We start from the raw sequence: 24,223 nt of genomic DNA, 5'->3' as shown, positions 1-24,223 counted from the left end.
TACTTCTTCTAGTACGTTTAGTAGCTTAAGTAAATATGCTATTTTGTATTATAAATTTAAAAATAACTTCTTTTATGATTTATTTTAAATGATTATGAACTATACTTAGATAAGATAAAATAAATAAAATTTTACATAGAGTTAATAAATGTTATTCTAAGTATATTTTTGATAAAGTATTAATAAATATAATAAATTATGAATAGGATTTAGAGAAATATAATTATGCCATGATTAAACTTAAGAAATTGTTATCCTATATTTATTTGTATATTTAGAAGATTATTTATTATGACAAAAACAGATTATTTAATGCGTTTAAGAAAATGTAGGACTCTTGCTACTTTAGAGAGAGTAATTGAAAAAAATAGGTATGAACTTTCTATTGATGAGCTAGAATTATTTAATTCTGCTGCGGATCATAGATTAGCAGAAGTTATCGCGAATAAATTTTTTGATAAGGTTCCATCTTCAATGTGGAAATATGTTAGATGATGTACAAAATTTTATTGAGTTATATTGAAAGTATAGGTATTCTACTTACAGTAGTTAATTACTTTAATAAAATATGGTATATTTTATTAAACTCATAAAAATTATGATAGGTTTTATAGCATGAAAAAACAGGTTTTATTTTTACCTGATGAAGTTGCTACAATTAATTTAGGTTCTATTTTAGCATCTTTTTGTAATAGTGCTAGTATTATTTATCTTTTTGGTGAATTAGGTAGCGGAAAAACCACTTTTAGTCGTGGTTTTCTTCGTGCCTTAGGTTATTGTGGTAATGTAAAAAGCCCTACTTATACTTTAGTTGAATCTTATTTTTTAGTACCAAGAATAGTTTATCATTTTGACCTGTATCGTCTAACTAGAGAAGAAGAATTAGAATTTATTGGTATCCATGATTATTTTGATCAACAGGCTATATGTTTAGTAGAATGGCCAGAAAAATGGATTAATTTTTTACCTAAAGCAGATATTAAACTTTATTTAGCTTATTATCAGCAGGGGCGTCAAGTCCAATTAGTAGCTTATTCTAAATATGGTGTTGAACTATTACAGCATATAATTACTGAGTTACATTATTTAGTTAATAATATTTAGTTCGTTTAGAATATTTTTCTTTTATTTATTACTAGTTTTATATTTTAATTATTTTACTTTTTCTTAGATAATATTAATTAATTAATTAATTGATATTAAAGTTAATAATAAAATTACTTAAAGTAAAGTAATGATGAATTTTGATTAATACTTATTATATAATTTTTTTATTATAAAATCCTAGTTAATTGTACTAACAGTACAATAGATAATTAGCTAGAATAATATAAAAGATAGATAGAATTACTTAATTACAAGAGTATCTTACTTAAGTTTTTTAATTAACTACAATTAAAAATAGTATTAAATTTTAATTTTTTTGTTATTTTTAATGAGTTAGTTATATTAATAGGTATAATACTATGTAAATTAAGAGATATTATTATATTCATAAAATTAAATCTAAATACGTTATTCTTACTAGATTATATCAATCTAATATTTCTTTATTATTAAAAACTAACTTTAATAATAATAAAATATAGTATCTATTACTAACAAGTAATAGATACTATGGTAAAATTAATCAAGTAATTTATTAGATTTATGTAATTATTTTAATGTACTATAATAAGTTTTACTAACTAAAAATTAAAAATCTCTAATTATAATAGTTTTTTAATAAAATATTAGCAAAATGGTAGATTTTAGACAGAATTTAATATAAATTAGCAAAAATATACTATACTAATTTAGTTAGTATAGTAGTAGTTCACTAATTAAATTACTTAAGGACAAGTAGCGCGTTCTTAGTATTAGATTTATTTTAAAATAAGTTAGTGTATCATGTATATATGTGCATGAAAAGATCTAACTTAGTTACACCAACAAAGTAGTTAAGATATTCTTACAGCATACTTTGATATTATTAATATTAATTATAATGATAAATTAATGTATAAATATGTAGATTATCCTTAATTTATTATAATACAAGCATTAATCACTAAATATTTGTAGTATTATATTTTAATATACTTTAGCTATTTTGTAATAGCTAAACGACTAGCATTTAAGATTTATAGCAAATCCTGTAATTAAACATTCTTAAATAAATACACTAAACATCTTTAAAAACTCTTATTTATCTAATTTTCATGCTATAAATTACTATAGTCAGATTATATCTTAATTTAAACTATTATCTATTTTAGTAATAATCTAATATAATTTTAGATTATTTAATTATACTAATAGTATTTTTACTTAACACATGCTAAGTAAATAACTTATTATTAAGTTATCTTTTAGTATTAAAGAATCTATTTTATTTTTTAAGTAATATTATATTTAAGTAAATTTTACTAGTTCTAGTAATCTATATCTATTACAATTTTAATTGTAATAGATATTTATACATAAAGTCCTTGAGTAATCTAAAATTAGATTATCTTTTATTGATAAAAATTATATAGATAACTGCTTTACTTTTTTATTAACGATTGCTTAGTTTTTAAGATATGTTTTTTTAAATAAAACTTTTTGTGTTTTTATCGGTTTAAATAGTATTTAGTAATGTTAATAAGTATATTCTGATACTGTATATTATTTTTTAATACATAATTATTACTTATTCTATAGTTTTAGCTAACAAAAATAACTATGATAATATCGTAGATATTTAAGGATTATTAATAAATAATTATCTAAATATAATATGAGTTTTTAACTATTATTATTTATTTATACTTATCTATTAGTTAAGTATAGTATAGATCTTATTGCTTAATGTGTAATATAGAAATAATTTATTCTTATATAAGATAGTAGATATTATATACATAATGACTTTTATTGATAAAAATAATTAATATTAGTATATTTATTTAGTAATAACTCTATACGTATTAAGTAACATTTAAATAGTTTAGTATATTTGTTTTAGACTAGCATTTTTATAGTGGTATATATTACTATTTATGCATATCTATAACTTCTTATAAAGCTAACTATGTTAGTAAATTTAATAGGTAAGTAATTTTAGTATTGTACATGGCTGGATAATTTATCCTTTACACGTTAAATTATAAAATTATTACTAATAAATATTTTTTATAAATTTTAAAGAGAAATTTAGTTTGTAATGATAAGACCTAATGTCTTATTTTATAAAATTAAAAACTTATCCTAAGGTTACATAGTAATATACAAGTAAGTATTTTGCATAAAAATTATTAGGATAAAATCTACTACTATAATAGATAAATACCTTAATCATTAAGAAAATAAGCTAGATAAAATTCTATATTAATTATTATTTTTAGACTACTAAGTAAAATTTTAAAATATAATTTATGTTTGTATATTAAAATATAATTAATATAAATTATTACTTTTTATTTTAATTTATTTATATAATAAATAATTATTCGTATTATAAGGAGTTAAGTAATATTAGTTTTAGGGGTCAAAATTTGAAGATTACTCTACCTCATTTTAATCGTGGCAATGTATTAGTAGTTGGTGATCTTATATTAGATCGCTATTGGTATGGATCAACAAATCGTATTTCACCAGAAGCACCGGTACCTATTGTAAAAATAGGCACAAATAGCATTGAAGAACGTCCAGGTGGGGCTGCTAATGTAGCGGTTAATATCGCTGCTCTTGGTGCTTTTTCTCGCGTGATTGGCTTAACAGGCGCTGATAAAGAAGCAGAAGTACTAAAGAATAAATTAAAGGATGCTAATGTAGCATGCAATTTTATTGCTCTACCTAATCATCTTACTAATACTAAACTTCGCGTACTTTCACGTTATCAACAACTTATTCGTTTAGATTTTGAAGAAAGCTTTAGCAACATTGATTCGCAATCATTATTTACGATTATTAAACAAGGATTATCTAGTGCTCAAGTGTTAGTATTATCTGATTATGCTAAAGGTACATTAAATGATATTCAACGCATAATCCAATTAGCACGAAAGAAAAATATTCCTGTTTTGATTGATCCGAAAGGAAGTTATTTTCAAAAATATCGTGGTGCGACTCTATTAACACCAAATTTATCCGAATTTGAATCTGTCGTTGGTCATTGTAAAGATGAAAATGAAATTATTATTCGCGGTATAGAATTAATAAAAAATTTTGCAATTACCGCTTTGTTAGTAACACGATCTGAACAAGGAATGACATTATTACAAGAGAATAAACAACCATTACACTTTCCTGTTCAAGCACAAGATGTATTTGATGTAACTGGTGCTGGTGATACAGTGATTGGTGTTTTGGCTGCTGCTTTAGCAGTAGGTAACTCTTTAGAGGAGTCCTGCTTTTTAGCAAATGCTGCGGCAGGAATAGTCGTGGGAAAATTAGGAACATCAATAGTTTCACCTATTCAATTAAAAAATGCTATTCTAAATCGAGCTAAAACCCGCTTTGGTGTAGTTAGTGAGCAACAGCTAAAAGTTGCAATTAAGCAAGCACGTCATAACGGTGAAAAAATTGTAATGACAAATGGATGTTTTGATATTCTTCATGCTGGGCATGTTTCTTATTTAACTAATGCGCGTAAATTAGGTGATCGCTTAATTGTAGCAGTCAATAGTGATGCCTCAACACAACTCCTTAAAGGTCCTACTCGTCCAGTAAATCCTTTAGAACAACGTATGATGGTACTTGCGGCATTAGAAGTTGTTGATTGGGTGGTATCTTTTGAAGAAAATACACCACAGCGATTAATTAGTGATATTTTACCAGATTTATTAGTAAAAGGTGGAGACTACCAAGCACACGAAATTACTGGTAGCGAAGAAGTATATAAAGCTGGTGGCGAAGTTAAAATATTAAATTTTAAAGATGGTATTTCTACTAGTAATATTATTACAATAATAAAAGACTCTGATAATTAAAATAAAAATTCTTTATCAATAAACTTTTATAAAAAATTACTACGCATCTAAATTATATAATTAAAATCTTATAGCTTAACACTTAATATATAAATAATTCATTTCTGCATAACATCAAAATTATTTATCTATTTATATTTTATTAACATGTATTAGCTATTAAAAAATAAGCTCTAGCTTATATATAAACAACAATACACTTTAGTATAGGAAATAGTAATCTGAAGTAGTAAGTTAAATAAATCAAACATCACTTAGCATTTAATAAAATTATTACTAAATAGATAGAATGGTATTGCACTCTTAGTATAGAGAACTATTCTAATACTTATTAATACAGGGTACTTAACATCTAGCAAAAGTATTAGAAGTATCTATTATATATTAAGGTATATTAAATTTTTGTTATAAAATTTAGTATAGACTCTATGATTTACATTTTAGTAACTAGAATACGTACTAATTTGCTAAACATCACTAAGAGATATTATTAATTAGATGCTTTTAATTATAATGTTAATAACAATATTTTCTATGCCTTATAGTATAAGATTTGATAACTAAAGTATCCTAAAGTAGCGATTATTATGGGCAATGTGTATTCTATAAATACTAGAATATTTAAGATGCAATATGAAAAAAATGAGATAGATTTTAATGCTTTCTTATTTGTTTTCATATTTAAAATTTTATTAAATATAAATTAGATTAAGTTAAAGCGCTTTATATAAATTAATAATACGATATTATCTTTCCATTTTATTATAATTTTATTTAAAATAGATTATAAGAGTATTATTTTATAATATAATATTAAAATATTTTATAGAATTAAATATTATAAATTTTTATGTTTAAGTATTTATAATTTTTTTTAAAAAAACTAAAAATCTATGATAATATAGAAACTATTAATCTTAAAGTTGTATTAAGATAATTAATTGGATTGTTTGACTTATTGAAATTAATGAGCTACCAAGTTCTCGCTCGTAAGTGGCGACCACAAACCTTTCATGAAGTGGTAGGTCAACAATACGTGCTAAAGACATTAATTAACAGTCTTTCATTAGGACGTATTCATCATGCCTATCTTTTATCTGGTATACGTGGTATTGGAAAAACATCAATTGCTCGCTTGTTAGCTAAAGGACTAAACTGCAAACAAGCAATAACTTCAACTCCTTGCAGGCAATGCACTTCTTGTCAAGAAATAGAACAAGGATGTTTTGTTGATTTAATTGAAATTGATGCGGCTTCACGTACTAAAGTCGAAGATACTCGTGTATTATTAGATAATATACAATATGCACCAGTACATGGTCGTTTTAAAGTTTATCTGATTGATGAAGTTCATATGCTTTCTCGTCATAGCTTTAACGCATTATTAAAAACGCTAGAAGAACCGCCAACTCACGTAAAATTTATTCTTGCTACGACTGATGCACAAAAAATACCAGTTACTGTTCTTTCACGTTGTCTACAATTTCATTTAAAAGTTTTAAGTATACAACAAATCTATACTCAGTTAGAAAAAATCTTACAGGTTGAAGAAATTATTAGTGATTCTTATGCTATACAGTTATTAGCTAAAGCAGCAAATGGTAGCATGCGTGACGCACTAAGCCTGACTGATCAAGCTGTTGCCATTGGCCAAGGTAAGATAACTACAGTTTCTGTTAATCAAATGCTTGGCACATTAGATGGGATGCAATCATTATCCATTATTGAAGGATTAGTTAGCGCTGATAGTGTAGCATTAATGGCTCAGATAGAAGAATTAGCATTGCAGGGGGGTATTGACTGGGAAAATCTCCTTGTTGAGATGTTAACGCTATTACATCGTATTGCTATGATACAATTGTTACCTACAATCTTTAATAGCTCATTAAATAATCAGGATACACTAATAGAACAACGTTTACATAAACTAGCAAAAATACTTCCTCCAATTGATATTCAGCTTTATTACCAAATACTACTTATTGGGCGTAAAGAATTGTCTTACGCCCCAGATAAACGTATGGGGGTAGAAATGACCTTACTACGCGCATTGGCATTTCATCCACAAATACCTATCTCGGAATCTCAAATACAATTATTGAGCAGGCCACAAAAAAAGATTAATGCTACTCCACCACTTGTAAGTTCTATGATTAATACTGTAGATAATACTAATAACAAAAAAGAATCTATTCCTTCTACTGTTACGGCTCAGTTATTACAAGCACAAACACAGTTATTTCAACAAAAAAAAAATTTATTAGCTAAGCAAAAATTATCAGTTAAAAAAACTATACTAGTTAAAAAAAATGAGATAAATACAAAAAATACTTGTCATTTACAGGTAAAGATACAACCAATTACTAAAAAATCAGTAACGATACTACAAATTTTACGTAATACATTACAAAATAAAGAAAATCCTGAACTAATGCAAAAATTAAAACAAGAAGCTATTATTCGGGATCCCTGGACTAAGGAGTTAAATAAATTAACTATACCTAAAATAGCGCAACAATTAGCATTAAATACGTTTAAACAAGAAATTACGCCTGAGAATATTTGTCTTCACTTACGTTCTACACAGCACCATTTAAACTCTTTATCAACACAAAAAATTTTAGCTAATGCTCTTAGTACTTTATATGGTAAAGAAATTAAACTAGAGGTAATTGAAGATGATAATATATCACAACTTACTCCATCAGAATGGTATCAAGCTATTTACGTAGAAAAACTAGCGCAAGCGCGTCAATTAATTTTAGCAGATAATAACATTCAAAGGTTATATTATTTTTTTGATGCTGAACTAGATGAAAAAAGTATTATGCCAATTTAATTATTTAGCTAAGCTTACAAAGTACTTTATAACTTCTACGATCAACATAGTAAAGGCTTATAACCTAACGACGAGAAATTAATATGTTAAATATCCTAGAACAAGCTCAAAAAATGCAAGATAATATGCAAAAAGTGCAAGAAAAATTTGCTAAATTAGAAGTAATTGGTGAGTCAGGAGCGGGCTTAATAAAAGTAACCCTAAATGGAGCCTATAGCTGTAAACGGGTTGAAATTGATTTAAGCCTAATGAATGATGGCCAGCAAATATTAGAAGAATTAATAGCAGCTGCATATAACGATGCAGTGAAACGTCTTACAGTATTGCAAAAAAAGAAAATGGCATCTGTAGTTAATGAAATTTCATTACCTCCAGGTATGCAAATACCATTTTAATTCTAATCTCTATTTACCTTAAACTCTTAATAGAAATATCTCATTTATTATCTAATATAGATTTAAGATTAGTATAATAAATAGTTTTCTATTTATTACAATAGTAATTGTAGTAATATGTAATTAGTTTAGTCATTGATAGAGATGATGTATCTAAGATTAATTATTATAATAGTTACCATATTTACACTAAAGAAACTAGTTATATTATTATGCTAATTTACATTGATAGAGCAATAGTTAAAGTTATATAGTAAAAGCTTAATAGATGCTATTATATTATAGGAGTCGTATAAATTAATTGCAAAATAACATCAATATATTTATATTAATTAATTTTTTTAAAAAAGTGATCATATTATATGGTGTCTACTATATTATAAATAAAATTGCTTTCATTAATATAAATCATAGAGTCTATACTAAATTTTATAACAAAAATTTAATATACCTTAATATATAATAGATACTTCTAATACTTTTGCTAGATGTTAAGTACCCTGTATTAATAAGTATTAGAATAGTTCTCTATATTAAGAGTACAATACTATTGTATATTTAGTAGTAATTTTTACTAGATGTTAAGTGATGTTTGATTTATTTAATTTACTACTTCAGATTACTATTTCTTATGCTAAAGTGTATTGTTGTTTATATATAGACTAGAGCTTATTTTTTAATAACTAATACATATTAATAAAATATAAATAGATAATAATCTTGATATTATGCAGAAATAAATTACTTATATATTAAGTATTAAATTATAAGACTATTAATACAGTACTATGTTAGAAATAGTAATAATTACTTTATGTATTAGTACAAATCATAAAATTTAAAATATACCACAGAAATATTTTAAGTATCTTTATAAAAAAATATCTATCTTTATATATATTTACTATTTATCTATAAAATTAATAAAAATATACTTCATTATAGTTATAGTAAAAAATTAAAGATAAGAGCTATAAAATACTTAAATAATAATAACTATTATATCTAATAAAACGACTAAAGTAGAGAGATTATATAACTTTAGATCTCGTAAAGAAACAGATAAAAGAAAAATATTTTTAATACAAATATAACTTTAACTAATATAAAAAATACAAACGAGCAGGACAACCTGCTCGTTTTTACTATGGATAAAGCTACCAATAAGGAATTATATTCTTTATTGAATAGAGCAGAATTACATCATACCACCCATTCCACCCATTCCACCCATTCCACCACTAGAGCCTGTATCAGTATTTTTTTCTTCACGTGGTAAATCAGATACCATACACTCAGTAGTAATCATTAGACCAGCAATAGATGCAGCATATTGTATTGCAGAACGAGTAACCTTAGTTGGATCTAAAATACCCATTTCGATCATATCACCATATTTTTCAGTTTGTGCGTTATAACCAAAGTTACCACTTCCTTTTCTTACTTTATCAGCTATAACAGATGCTTCTTCACCAGCATTAACTACGATCTGACGTAATGGGGCTTCCATTGCTTTAAGGGCAACAGTAATACCTACATTTTGATCCTGATTATCACCTGTTAAATGACCAAGAGCAGTAGCAACACGAATTAAAGCTACACCACCACCAGATACCACACCTTCCTCTACAGCTGCTCTAGTTGCATGTAAAGCATCTTCTACACGAGCTTTTTTCTCTTTCATTGCAACTTCAGTAGCTGCACCAACTTTAATAACAGCCACTCCACCAGAAAGTTTAGCAACACGTTCTTGTAATTTTTCTTTGTCGTAGTCAGATGAAGCTTCTTCAATTTGTTGTTTAATCTGAACTATACGAGTCGCAATTGTATTTTTATCGCCCACACCATCAATAATAGTAGTAGCATCTTTAGTAATAATAATACGTTTTGCTTGTCCTAGATCTTCAAGAGTAACTTTTTCTAAAACTAATCCTACTTCTTCAGATATAACAATACTCTTAGTTAAAACAGCAATGTCTGATAGCATTGCTTTACGGCGATCACCAAAACCTGGTGCTTTAACCGCAGCAACCTTAACAATACCACGCATAGTATTTACTACTAGCGTTGCTAATGCTTCACCTTCAACATCTTCTGCAATAACTAATAAAGATTTACCCGCTTTCGCTACCGCTTCTAATATTGGTAGAAGTTCACGGATATTAGAAATTTTCTTATCAACTAATAAAATAAAAGGATTCTCAAGTTCTACAGTAGAATTTTCTGGCTTATTAATAAAGTAAGGTGATAAATAACCACGATCAAACTGCATACCTTCTACTACGGTAAGCTCATTATCGAGACCAGTAGCTTCTTCAACTGTAATAACACCTTCGTTACCTACTTTACCCATTGCTTCTGCAATTAATTCACCAACAACCTCATCAGAGTTTGCAGAAATAGTACCTACTTGAGTAATAGCTTTTGGATCAGCACAAGGTTTTGATAATTTTTTTAATTCTTGAACTGCTGAATCTACTGCTTTATCAATACCACGTTTTAGATCCATCGGATTCATGCCTGCGGCAACAGCCTTTAAGCCTTCAGTAACAATAGCTTGTGCTAATACTGTCGCTGTAGTTGTACCATCTCCTGCAGCATCATTTGCTTTAGAAGCTACTTCCTTTACCATTTGCGCACCCATGTTTTCAAACTTATCTTCTAGTTCAATTTCACGAGCAACAGAAACACCATCTTTAGTTATGCTTGGAGAACCAAAAGATTTATCTAGAATTACGTTACGACCTTTAGGTCCTAAAGTAACTTTTACTGCATCAGCAAGAATATTTACACCACGTAACATTTTTACACGAGCATCATTGCCAAATTTTACATCTTTAGCTGCCATTATTCTATCCCTCAAATTCATTTAGTTTAGAAGACTGATTGATTGTACTACTTATTTTCCAATAACAACGGCTAAAATGTCACTTTCTGACATAATTAACATTTCTTCATCATCAATCTTCTCTACTTTAACTCCATACCCGTCATTAAATACAACAACATCACCTACTTTTACATCTAAAGGTCTGATCTTTCCATCATCTAAAATACGCCCGTTACCAACTGCAAGAATTTTACCACGTGTTGATTTACCAGCAGCTGAACCTGTTAGGACAATACCTCCAGATGATTTATTTTCAACTTCTTCACGTTTAACTATAACGCGATCATGTAATGGCCGAATATTTATTTGTTGTTGTGTCATTTATCGCTCTCCTATAAAGACCTGTATTAAATGCAGGATTGATACCTATTTGCTACCATTAACGGTATCATAATTTACTAAATGGGGGCATTGTAATTCCCTTCAAGGGGAAAACTAAAAATTTTTATTTGTTTTGTTTTCTTTCAAAGAATTTATTAGTTTGTATAATTTTTATATAAATTTATTATGGAACGTAATAATTATGAAAAAAGTTGGTTTTGTTGGCTGGCGTGGCATAGTTGGTTCAGTGTTAATAGAAAGAATGGAAATAGAAAAAGATTTTAACGTTATCTATCCTGTATTTTTTTCTACCTCTATAAAAAATAATCAAAAAACACCTAAGATAGAGGGTCAATACTATGAATTATACCGTGCTAATGATATTGATACGTTATATGAATTAGATATTATTATTAGTTGTCAAGGGGAAAATTATACCCAAGAAATTTATCCTAAACTACGTAAAAAAAGTTGGAAAGGCTATTGGATCGATGCTTCCTCATTATTACGCATGGAAAAAGATACTATTATTATTTTAGATCCAATTAATAAACTTATGATTGAGCAAGGGATAAATAATGGTATTAAAACTTTTGTTGGAGGTAATTGTACTGTAAGTCTAATGCTTATGTCGCTAGGTGGTTTATTTGCTAATGATTTAGTAGAATGGGTTTCTGTAGCAACTTATCAGGCTGCTTCTGGCGCAGGCACGCGTCATATGAATGAGCTTATTAAACAAATGGGTAAATTATATGGTTGTGTAATAAACGAGTTAGTAAATCCAGCAAAAACAATCCTTGAGATTGAAAGTAAAGTAACAGCACAGATTCGTAATTGTTCTTTACCTACAGATTATTTTTCTGTGCCATTAGCTGGTAGTTTAATTCCATGGATAGATAGTGCGTTACCTAATAATGGTCAAAGTCGTGAAGAATGGAAGAGTCAAGCAGAAACTAATAAAATTCTTAATACTAAAAAAGTAATCCCAATCGATGGTCTATGTGTGCGTATAGGAGCATTACGTTGCCATAGCCAAGCATTCACCATTAAATTAAAAAAAGACGTATCACTAAAAACTATTGAAAAAATTATTACCCAACATAATGAATGGGTACGAGTAATCCCTAATGAACCAGAGCTAACTAAACATAGACTTACACCAGCTGCGGTTACTGGTACACTAAATATTCCAGTTGGGCGTTTACGTAAACCTAACATGGGAAATAAATATTTATTAGCATTTACTGTCGGTGATCAATTACTGTGGGGAGCAGCTGAACCACTACGTCGTATGTTACGTATGTTGTTATGATTATATATCGTAGAAGATTTTAGAATCCATCTTGTTTTCTTGGCAATGCTAAAAGGGAAAATAGGCGAGATAGGTTATTTAATAGCTACTATTATTATATTAGTAATTAAGACGCTAATCTTAGTTAACTACGTAAAAACGTTCTATATTAATTTTAATAAATTAAAATAATTTTTATTTTATAACTAATTAAAAATTTTTAATTCTTATTAAGAATAAAATAAAATAAATGTATACTTTTGATACTTATATTTAAAAACTTTTTAATATTAAAGTTATACCTGCTAAAATCAAAAATAAGTAATAGTACTTAACTAATAAATTCTTTGATTAATAAAATCCTAGTAGATTAAGTAATAAGTATTGTTATTATAATAACAACCACAACCATAACCACAAACGCCGTAACAAATAAAAGATTAAAGAATCTAATTATTATTGTTATAAGATTTAAAATAAAAATAATATTTAATACATAATTTATATAATAGTGTTCTTAAAAACTAATATTATTACTATAATAATTTTATTTTTAAGAACAGGTTCATGAATTTTTTCAATTAACTTCTAAACTATAAATAACTATTACAGAATAGATTAAAATCACGTATTAGAATACTTTTACAAAGTAAACACTAGATTAGTTAGCCTAATAATCTAATAATAGAAATTAGCAATGCTAGATACATAAATATTACTACAGTAAATCCAACCTACTCAACTTAAGTTTATCATGTTTTTGGTAATTTTAAAATAATTAAAACTAGAAAAAGGAAAATAATTTTATTTACATTAAAATAATCTTTATAATAGTTAACGTATTTAGAAATAACACATTTAGGATTAATAATTCATTTAAATATTACCTATACACCTTATAAAAATACAAAAAATATTACAGTATTATTTAATTTAATTATAATCAAAATTAAGTTTAATTATTAGTTTTTTAAAAAATAAAATAATAACTAAATAACTTATAAATAAAGCCTTTTTAGATAAAATTATAGATAATATTATAATTAGGCATCTTATTTCATCAATTATATTTTTATTATAATAATTGGCAGCCTTTAGTTATAATTATAAAGCTTTACTGTAAGCGGGTAGTAATACTTTAAATCTTACCTAAGATAATTAAATCTATGAGTCCTCTTTAGTTATAGCAAAATTATTTTATTTACTTAGCATACAAACTCCTAGAATAGGAGATACTAAATTAGTGATTAGTCAAAGAAATATAGTACTCTTTTTTAGGTACCATAATGCTTTATAAGGTTTATTAAAATAGTTTTTAATTTAAGCTAATATTAATAAATTCTTCTATTACTTACTGCTAACCTTAATATCTAGGTGAAATTTTAACAACATACTTATCTATTATTTTCTTCAAATTAGTAGGAATAATTTATTGAACTTATCGCTAAATACTCTAAAATAAAATTATATAATACTTGAGCAAGAAGAATATCTCATATTCATTATATGAAAGTAATGAAAAAATAAATATATATGAGATCTTATTTAAAAATTAATTTACATGGTAAAACTTATCAATAGATTAAAAAGTAAACTAAAAAATTTAATTAGTACGATAATTTTCTTTAGTGTACTAAAAGGTATCTAATAATAAATTAGATGATATTCTAATAATAGATATAATTATTTTTATTTTAAATACTAAATTTTTAATAAAAACAAATAAAATATTAATTTTTATCTATAAATTTTAAGATTACTTAATTAAATTAATATTATTTTTTAATTTACAATTCTAATATAGAAAAATTTTTATATTTATAAATTATATACAGATATTATTATCTCACATAAACCCATAACCAATAGTTTACCACTTATAATTATTATGAAACAATCGGAGTATCTTTAAATTATAAGTTAATCGAGGTGGTTTAGTGATTGATAAAGATGGCTACCGCCTAAGCGTTGGTATTATACTCTGTAATCGACAAGGGCAAGTTCTATGGGCTCGACGTTATGGTCAGCATTCTTGGCAATTTCCTCAGGGTGGAATTAAATTTAGTGAAATACCAGAACAGGCAATGTACCGTGAGCTCTTTGAAGAAATAGGTCTAAGTAAAAAAAATGTTTGTATACTAACTTCGAGCCGTAACTGGTTACGTTATAAACTACCTAAACGTTTAGTGCGTTGGGATACAAAACCGGTATGTATTGGCCAAAAACAACGCTGGTTTTTGTTACAACTAACTGGGAATGATTCTGATATTAATATAGAACGCAGTAGTATTCCAGAATTTGATAACTGGATTTGGGTAAGTTATTGGTATCCAGTGCGTCAAATTGTTTCTTTTAAACGCGATGTATACCGCAGGGTTATGAAAGAATTCGCAACCACAATAATGGCAATGCATGTCATTAATAATAAGCATAAATAATAAATGTAGATAATTAATAACATTAATTATCTACATTAGTAGCATGATTACTAATTTTTATTTTATTTTGTTTTTTTACTTTCTTATTGCCAATTTAAAATTTATTTAAATACTGTAATATATTTTTTATTTTTAGTGTTTTATCAAACATTTTTATAAATTTTATAATAGAAATATACTGTTATAAAAGTTATAGTATTTTATTTAATAACTTTTAATCATTTCAATCATACCCATTAGTACTATTTAATTTTACAACTTACACGTTAATTGTTTTCTAGTTATAAGATTTATAAAATATCTAATATAACTTTATTATTTATATAAATTAAACCTAAATATTAAGATAAAGAATTAATAACTGTAATATTATATATTATATATATTATCAAATATCTTACAGGTTCTTAAATAATAGTAATCTACCACAATTAGATAATTTTAGTATCAGTAACTAATTTGCTTTAAATAAAATTATCTACTATTTTTAAATTTAGAATACTATCAAAGATAGTATACCTTTTTATTATAGCATTGTATAATATAATCTAATATAATATAATATTCAGAATATCAATTTAATTTAATCAAATTATTTATTATATTTAATCACTATACTAATTAACAAAAAATTAATATTAGAATATATTATTAAATAATTTTATATTAATTAGTTCTGTAGCTAAATTATTTCTTTAATTTTATTATTGTTATATATATATAATTTATATATTCCTTATATATTCTTTCTTTTATTAAGATATAAATAAATCATTTAAAATAAAAATACCTAATAAAATAGTATTTTTAGTTAACATACAAGTATTAATAGTAAAAATTTAATACTACTAAAATTATAATAGTATATTTATTATTTTATTCATATATTTTTAAAATTTTATTATTCAAAATTTTATATATTTAATTGTAATACGTAATTAACTAACTAGGATAATTAAAATAATAGTAATATTTAAATTATCTTTTTATATATTAACAAAAAGTCTTACAATATAGCTATATAAAAAATAATTGTACAAACAAGCAGAAATATATTGATATATTGATTAATTATTTTACTGAAATCAATTATATGATATAAAACTTATTATATTTTTAAAAATAAGAATAATTTAAAAAAATTTTATGCTATATCTACTACTAATCACTAAAAGTAAAAATAATTTATTACTACCTTAAATATTCTAAACATTTAATTTTTTAGTTTACTAAAAACTTAATTTTTAATAATTCTTTTTATAAATAGCATAAAAGTAAATAAATATTTTATTGTTAAAAACATAGAAAAATAACTAAATATTAAATATTTTTAAGTTAAAAGCAGCTCACTAGTATAGCAATAATAAATAAATAGTAATTATATCATAAAATCTGTTTCATAATTTATAAAATTAATAGTTAAATAAGATTTAAATACTCTATGTTAAAAACAGTAATATTAAATAACTATGTTTTATAATTAAAAAAATTTTTTTGGAAACCCTTAAAAATCTTATAAAATTTTACTGCATACTATAAGTATTATGTTATCTAATATTCATAATTTTTACGTACTTATATATACACTAGTAATTAATGTATTTTATAAGCATTTTAAATACGCATAATATATTATAATTTTATAAGAATCTAATATAAAAGTATAAGTCTTTAAAAATCCATAACATCAAAGTGTATTAAATATTATTTACCTTATTTTATATGAAAGATCTATTTTAATTAACAGAAGGCTTATTTTATGTTGCTTATTAAAAAATCTAGCAAACCAATTAAGAAAGCTAATAAACTAGAAAATGTAGATTATGATATTCGTGGCTTAGCATTAAAAGAAGCAAAACGTCTTGAAGAAGAAGGTCATAAAGTATTAAAGCTTAATATTGGCAATCCAGCATCTTTTGGTTTTAATACATCTAATAAAATTCTAGTTGATGTTATACGTAATTTACCAATGGCTCAAGGCTATTGTGATTCAAAAGGACTATATTCTGCACGTAAATCTATCATGCAGCACTATCAAGAACAGGGAATGCATGATTTGACAGTAGAAGATATTTATATTGGTAACGGTGTTTCTGAGCTTATTCAGCAAGCGATGCAAGCATTACTTAATGCTAATGACGAAATACTTATACCAACACCTGACTATCCATTATGGACTGCTGCAGTATCATTATCTAATGGCAAGGCAGTGCATTATTTTTGTGATGAAAGTGCTAGTTGGTTTCCTGATCTTAATGATATCTGTAAAAAAATTACATCAAACACTCGCGGTATTGTAATCATTAACCCAAACAACCCAACAGGAGCAGTTTATAGTAAAGAACTATTAAAAGATATTAGTGCCATTGCTCGTAAACATAATCTAATTATTTTCGCCGATGAAATCTACGATAAAATCCTCTATGATAATATGATACATTACTCTATTGCTACCCTAGCTCCTGATCTATTTACCATAACTTTTAGTGGCTTATCTAAAACTTATAGCGCTGCTGGTTTTCGTCAAGGTTGGATGATATTGCATGGTCCAAAAAAACATGCAATAAGCTACATAGACGGTTTAGATACACTATCTTCAATGCGCCTTTGCGCTAATGTACCAATGCAATATGCTATACAGGCAGCATTGGAAGGTTATCAGCGTATAAATGAATTTATTAAACCAGGAGGACGTTTATACGAACAACGTAATAAAGTCTGGGAACAGATTAATCAGATTGAAGGTGTAAGTTGTGTTAAACCACGTGGAGCATTCTATATGTTTCCACGCATTGATAAACGCTTTAAAGTATATAATGATGAAAAAATGGTATTAGATTTACTTTCTCAGGAAAAAGTATTATTAGTGCACGGTAGCGCATTTCATTGGCCCAATCCAGATCACTTTCGTATTATTATATTGCCAGTTATAGATGAATTGACAATTGCAATTAATAAACTAGCACAATTTTTTAAAAAATATAAGCAAAAGTGATTATTTAATTAATAATTATAACTCATTAAAACTTATTAAAAATTATCTGAGTATTATTGAGATAATTAAAAGTTTATAAAACTTATTGCTTATATTAAGTGTTATCTGCAGATTTACCGCCTATTTGTTAAGTAGGCGGTATCAAAAATTAAATAAATTGTGATGAAAATAAAGCAGTTAAACATAATACAGAGTATTTATTATGAATTATTTATACTTATTTATTTTATTTTACTATAATTCACACTAACTATTAATATACAATATATGTATTAAAATATTTCTGAGCATAACTTATAAGTTACTTTTATTATTCATATATTAATTATGATTAAAATCACAAATTTAAAATAAATTTCATATTAAATAAGTAATACTACTAATATCTATTATAATACTAATAAAATTGTTATAGTAATTTATTATTATCAATAAATTACTATAACAAATAAATTATCTATTAATATAAAAAATTAAAAATAGTTTCTAATAAATATTAATAAAAAACCTTACTATAAGAATTAAAAGATAATTTTTCTTTATTTAATTAACAATTATCATGATAGTAATTATGAAAATATAGTAAAATAAACTAATTATTTATTAAATTATTTAAATATCTAGAAGAATAACCAGTTAATAATAAAAAAATTTGCTTAAGTTCGAATATAACTAGAAAAAATTACTAAAAAACTATTCTTTAAATCAACCTAATTTATAAAAAATTTATGTAAAATTTCAGTGTTTTTTTAATACATAAATTTAAATTTGTATTATAAATTACTGGAAATATTTAGATTAATTACTCAAATATAAATTTAAGTAATTTAACTATTACTTAATAGTAATGTTATTTTAATGGGTGTTATTCCTTATTAACTTTGCTTAATTTCTAGCACATACCATGAAACTATTGTAACAAAATTAACAATGATGATGTTATTGATTTCTTATGTAGCTACTATAATTTCTATAATTGTAAACTATAAATAAAGAATACAATAGTAATAGTAATAGCAATAGTAATAGTAATAGCGATAGCAATGATAAAAGTTAACTATTTTCTTAATTCTATCTACTAAATTAGCATAAAATTATTAATGGTAATATAAGCAGGTAACAAAAAACATTATGATATAATAGGTACTATTTAGTATTATCATTTTTATTAATAAACATTAAGTATAATTAATATCATATTATTTGATATATAATTAACTTATATAAATCTTACTATAATAATATAATTTTTAATTAAAATTAGTACTAATATCTGACAAATAGCTAAATTTTATATATTTCTTCCTTATTAAAGCACTTAAAATCAGTTTATTAATAAATTTAAGGAGTTATTTATCATAATTTGCTTCTACTTTTACTGAAAGATTAAAATTTCCTGTGTTATGCGGCATTCATAACCTCTTTATACTTTATGTGTACTTTAATCGTTAAGCACTATATATCTATAATTGCATATAATGAACTTTAGTTTCAAGTAACCTATGATTTTCAAGTTATCTTTAGTTTTTAGCTTTTGCAAGAGAACTGCTTTAATCAATTTCTCTCTTTAAACTCTTGGTTTAATTTAATTAGTAAATAAAATAGGTATTTCTATGTTAAATAAGCTAATATTAGTTCTAAATTGTGGTAGTTCTTCATTAAAATTTGCTATTATTAATACAGATAATAATATAGAATATTTGTCTGGTTTAGCTGAATGTTTATCTCTTAATGAAGCCCGTATTCAATGGAAAATAGAGGGCATTAAACAGGAAAAACCATTAGTTGCTAAGGCTAGCCATAAAGAAGCACTAAATTTTATTGTTAATACAATTTTGAAAAAAAAACCAGATCTTTCTACTCAACTGAATGCAATTGGACATCGTATTGTTCATGGTGGTGCAAAACTTATTAAATCAATGATTATTGACAATTACGTTATCCAACGTATTGAAGCTGCAATACCATTTGCTACCTTGCATAATCCTGCTCATCTTATTGGTATTCGAGAAGCATTTTATTTTTTTCCTAATTTAAAAGAAAAAAATGTAGCTGTATTTGATACTGCTTTTCATCAGACTATGCCAGAAGAATCTTATCTTTATGCTTTACCGTATAAATTATATCAAGAATATGGTATCCGTCGTTATGGGGCTCATGGAACTAGCCATTTATATGTTAGTCAAGAAGCGGCAAAAAAACTAGGTAAACCTATAGAAGACCTCAATGTTATCAGTTGTCATTTAGGTAATGGTGGATCAGTCGCAGCGATACGTAATGGTTGCTGTGTTGACACTTCCATGGGATTAACACCATTAGAAGGCCTAGTGATGGGGACGCGTAGTGGTGATATAGATCCTGCAATTATTTTTTATCTTCATAATAAATTTAAAATGAATATTGATCAAATTGAAAAGTTACTTACCACAAGATCTGGATTACTAGGACTAACCGAAGCAACAAGTGATTGCCGTTATATTGAAGATAATTATTATATTACAGTAGAAGCTAAACGAGCAATAGATGTTTTTTGTCATCGTTTAGCAAAATATATCGGTGCCTATAGTACACTAATGGTAGACCGTTTAGATGCTGTTATTTTTACAGGTGGTATTGGTGAAAATTCAGGGTTAATACGTGAACTAACATTGAATAAATTAAAACTTTTAGGTTTTGCTATTGACTTAGATAAAAACATAGTAATGCGTTTTGGTAAATCTGGCTTTATTAATCAAGAAGGTAGTAGGCCAGTTTTAGTTATTGTAACTAATGAAGAACTAATAATTGCACAAGATACTGCGCGTTTAACTACATAAATAAATTCAGAATATAAATACCTATAAATCTGTTCTAATTTTTTTAAATAATGCTTAAATAAGGAAAATAAAGAAAAGTATAGACTACATAGAGTTAATAAGCATTTTAGACTTGTTTCAATAAATATTACAATTAAAATGTGACAAGCATAAAAGATTTTGAATAGGCTCTTAGAGGTATGACCATGTCTCATACAATTATGTTAATCCCCACAAGTACAGGTGTTGGTTTAACCAGTGTCAGCTTAGGTATTATTCGTGCAATAGAACAAAAAGGTGTTTGTCTAAGTGTGTTTAAACCTATTGCTCAACCATGTTTTAATGACGATACATTAGATCATACTACGGCAATTATTAGAGCTAATTCTAGTATTCATACTGTCGAACCACTAAAGATGAGTGAGGCTGAAACATTAGCACTATTAAGTTCTAATCAGCAAGACCTATTAATGGATGAAATAGTTGCTCGTTATGATAAAAATACACGAAATGCTGAGGTAATATTAATTGAGGGCCTGGTTCCAACCCACAAACATCCTTTTGCTAATGCACTGAATTATCAGATTGCTAAAACCTTAAATGCTCAAATTGTTTTTGTTTTAGCATTAGGTTATCATTCATTATGTCAGCTAAAAGAACATATTGAACTCGTTGCCTCTAGTTTTGGTGGTATCGAAAATAAAAATATTGCTGGTGTAATTATTAATAAATTAAATGCCCCTATTGATAAACAAGGACATACTCGTCCTGATTTATATGAAATTTTTGATAATTCTAATAAAAACGAAGTAACAATGTTTCAACAAAACCAGTTATATAACAGAAGCCCGTTACCATTATACGGATGTATACCATGGAGTATTGATCTCATTGCTATCCGTGCTATTGATATCTGTCGACATCTTAATGCTAGCATCATCAATCAAGGCGATATAACTACACGCCGCGTTAAATCTATCATTTTTTGTGCTCTTAGTCTACCTAATATGCTAACATATTGGCGTCCAGGAGTGTTACTCGTCACTTCAGCAGATCGTCCAGATGTGTTGGTTGCTGCCTGTTTAGCAGCGATGAATGGTATTACTATTGGTGCTATTTTACTTACTGGGGGGTATCAAATAGATGATTCTATTAGACAGCTTTGTCAGCGTGCTTTTCAAACAGGTCTACCAATCTTTATGGTTAGTACTAATAGCTGGCAAACATCACTAAATCTACAAAATTTTAGTCTAGAAGTATCAGCAGATGATCACGAGCGTGTTGAGAAATTACAAAATTATATTGCCAGCTATATTAGTAGTGAATGGATTAATTCACTTAGTATTGCTTCTACACGTTTACATCATTTATCACCGCCTGTATTTCGCCATAAACTAACAGAACTAGCTCGTGAAGCAGCTAAACGTATCGTGCTTCCTGAGGGTCAAGAACCACGCACTATGAAAGCAGCCTCTATTTGCGCTGAACGTGGCATTGCTACCCCAGTGCTTTTAGGTGATCCTAAAGAAATTCTTCGAGTTGCAGCAATACATGGTATTAAATTAGGTGAAAATATTGAATTAATTGATCCTGTTATAGTACGTGAACATTATGTTTTCAGACTAATTGAGTTGCGTAAAGAAAAAGGAATGACTGAAATAATTGCGCGTAAACAACTGGAAGATAATGTAGTGTTAGGTACAATGATGTTAGAGCAAAATAAAGTTGATGGATTAGTTTCTGGAGCGCTGCATACCACAGCTAACACTATTCGTCCGGCATTACAATTAATAAAAACAGCACCAGGAAATTCGCTAGTTTCATCAATATTTTTTATGTTACTTCCTGATCAAGTCCTTGTATATGGTGATTGCGCCATTAATCCTGATCCTAGTGCTGATCAACTAGCTGAAATTGCAATTCAATCTGCAGATTCAGCCGAAGCATTTGGTATTGAACCTAAGGTAGCAATGATTTCTTATTCTACTGGAAATTCTGGTGTTGGTAATGACGTAGAAAAAGTTCGTGAAGCTACTCGCTTAGCAAAAGAAAAGCGCCCTGATTTAATTATTGATGGGCCATTACAATACGATGCTGCCATCATGGCAGATGTAGCTAAATCTAAAGCACCTAATTCACCAGTAGCTGGGAAGGCTACTGTATTTATTTTCCCTGATTTAAATACTGGGAATACTACTTATAAAGCAGTACAGCGCTCTGCTGATTTAATTTCTATTGGTCCTATGTTACAAGGAATGCGTAAACCAGTAAATGATCTGTCTCGTGGTGCATTAGTAAATGATATTGTTTATACTATTGCATTGACCGCTATTCAATCTATTAATAGAACAAAGATTTAAATATATATATTTTATAAAAAATTTACTAAATATTAATAAAGTAAAAACACATAAATACAAGCAACTAAAGTATATAAATAAGAAAAATTTAATTTAATAGTATAGGAGAGAATTATACTTATTAACATCTAGCATAATAATAACTATAGAGAATACTTATTCTTAAGGTAATTCTTACTAAAAGTAAAATTCTTATATTAAGAGAGCTACTAATATCAAGTATTGTTTAAAACACGGAGTAATTTAATAATTTAATAGATCCATTACTATAGATTATAGGTATTTAATTAACTATAATGTTATCAAGTAACATTATATTAAAGTTATTAAAATAATATAAGATAATTAACACCTAAAATATTGAGTATTATTAACAGTAACATATAATTAATCTTTTATTATTAAAGGAAATAACAGTGATATTTTATTAGTATTATACTATTATAAATTAATTAGTATTTAAGTTTATTAATAAAAAATTATTTACTTAAATATAAACCTGTTAGGAAACTAACATCCTCTTTTATATAAATATTATTAATTTTCCCTAAATAATAAGATTCTTATGTAATATAAAATAACAAAAATACCAGAGAAGAAAAAAATTTGTCACTTAATTAATACTAAACATAGTTTAACTTAAAAAATAATAAAAACATTTAATATAGTAAATAAAATAAGCAAATAATAAGCAGTTAAAAAATTAGCTTATATTTAGTTAATTGCTTACCAATAACTATTAATAAATACCTATGAGAATATCATACTTATTTTTCTATTAATTAAAACTATAGGATAAATAATAATTATAAGTTATTAATCTAATATGTACTAAATAGAATCTTTAACGAATAGTTATTTATGGTTATTTATTAGGGTGTATTAAATAATCTTTTTATTCTTACTATTAATTGTATTAATTTTAAATTTACTAATTACATGAT

The 24,223-nt window shown here is 25.9% G+C and carries 12 protein-coding genes; 10 read left to right on the top strand and 2 right to left on the bottom strand.

Annotation, left to right across the window (positions count from 1 at the left end; genetic code table 11):
• The first annotated feature begins 291 nt into the window (after positions 1–291).
• From hha to AB4W73_RS02715, 5 genes are all read left to right on the top strand, one after another.
• Complete coding sequence (hha, locus tag AB4W73_RS02735) at positions 292–495, top strand: hemolysin expression modulator Hha (protein WP_367680314.1); 204 nt, start codon at positions 292–294, stop codon at positions 493–495.
• 120 nt (positions 496–615) lie between these two features.
• A complete protein-coding gene (tsaE, locus tag AB4W73_RS02730; RefSeq protein ID WP_367680313.1) occupies positions 616–1,104 on the top strand; it encodes a tRNA (adenosine(37)-N6)-threonylcarbamoyltransferase complex ATPase subunit type 1 TsaE in 489 nt (162 codons plus the stop codon).
• Positions 1,105–3,518: 2,414 nt separating this feature from the next.
• Positions 3,519–4,955 (top strand): bifunctional D-glycero-beta-D-manno-heptose-7-phosphate kinase/D-glycero-beta-D-manno-heptose 1-phosphate adenylyltransferase HldE, encoded by a 1,437-nt coding sequence (hldE, locus tag AB4W73_RS02725; RefSeq protein WP_367680312.1) that lies wholly within the window; start codon positions 3,519–3,521, stop codon positions 4,953–4,955.
• 967 nt (positions 4,956–5,922) lie between these two features.
• A complete protein-coding gene (gene dnaX, locus AB4W73_RS02720; RefSeq protein WP_367680311.1) occupies positions 5,923–7,794 on the top strand; it encodes a DNA polymerase III subunit gamma/tau in 1,872 nt (623 codons plus the stop codon).
• An 83-nt stretch (positions 7,795–7,877) separates the two neighbouring features.
• Positions 7,878–8,189 (top strand): YbaB/EbfC family nucleoid-associated protein, encoded by a 312-nt coding sequence (locus tag AB4W73_RS02715; RefSeq protein WP_367680310.1) that lies wholly within the window; start codon positions 7,878–7,880, stop codon positions 8,187–8,189.
• A gap of 1,198 nt (positions 8,190–9,387) precedes the next feature.
• Here the strand turns inward: AB4W73_RS02715 and groL are convergent.
• Together groL and AB4W73_RS02705 are read right to left on the bottom strand one after the other, a co-directional pair.
• Positions 9,388–11,037, bottom strand: a complete 1,650-nt coding sequence (gene groL / locus AB4W73_RS02710) for a chaperonin GroEL (protein ID WP_367680309.1) — start codon at positions 11,035–11,037, stop codon at positions 9,388–9,390.
• Positions 11,038–11,088: 51 nt separating this feature from the next.
• Positions 11,089–11,385, bottom strand: a complete 297-nt coding sequence (locus AB4W73_RS02705; protein ID WP_367680765.1) for a co-chaperone GroES — start codon at positions 11,383–11,385, stop codon at positions 11,089–11,091.
• A gap of 217 nt (positions 11,386–11,602) precedes the next feature.
• Between AB4W73_RS02705 and asd the strand changes: the two genes are divergently transcribed.
• From asd to pta, 5 genes are all read left to right on the top strand, one after another.
• Entirely contained in the window at positions 11,603–12,712 is a 1,110-nt protein-coding gene (gene asd, locus AB4W73_RS02700; protein ID WP_367680308.1) for an aspartate-semialdehyde dehydrogenase, read from the top strand.
• Positions 12,713–14,628: 1,916 nt separating this feature from the next.
• Positions 14,629–15,129 (top strand): RNA pyrophosphohydrolase, encoded by a 501-nt coding sequence (gene rppH, locus AB4W73_RS02695; RefSeq protein ID WP_367680307.1) that lies wholly within the window; start codon positions 14,629–14,631, stop codon positions 15,127–15,129.
• Between the two features lie 1,759 nt (positions 15,130–16,888).
• Positions 16,889–18,124: a pyridoxal phosphate-dependent aminotransferase gene (locus AB4W73_RS02690; RefSeq protein WP_367680306.1), complete on the top strand. Its 1,236-nt coding sequence runs from the start codon at positions 16,889–16,891 to the stop codon at positions 18,122–18,124.
• Between the two features lie 1,613 nt (positions 18,125–19,737).
• Complete coding sequence (locus AB4W73_RS02685) at positions 19,738–20,940, top strand: acetate kinase (RefSeq protein WP_367680305.1); 1,203 nt, start codon at positions 19,738–19,740, stop codon at positions 20,938–20,940.
• A 185-nt stretch (positions 20,941–21,125) separates the two neighbouring features.
• On the top strand, positions 21,126–23,279 hold the full coding sequence (gene pta, locus AB4W73_RS02680; RefSeq protein ID WP_367680304.1) for a phosphate acetyltransferase: 2,154 nt from the start codon (positions 21,126–21,128) through the stop codon (positions 23,277–23,279).
• Positions 23,280–24,223: the final 944 nt, after the last annotated feature.

The organism is Candidatus Fukatsuia anoeciicola, assembly GCF_964059965.1.
GTDB classification, from domain to species: Bacteria; Pseudomonadota; Gammaproteobacteria; order Enterobacterales; family Enterobacteriaceae; genus Fukatsuia; species Fukatsuia anoeciicola.
This window is presented reverse-complemented; position numbering and strand designations above follow the sequence as displayed.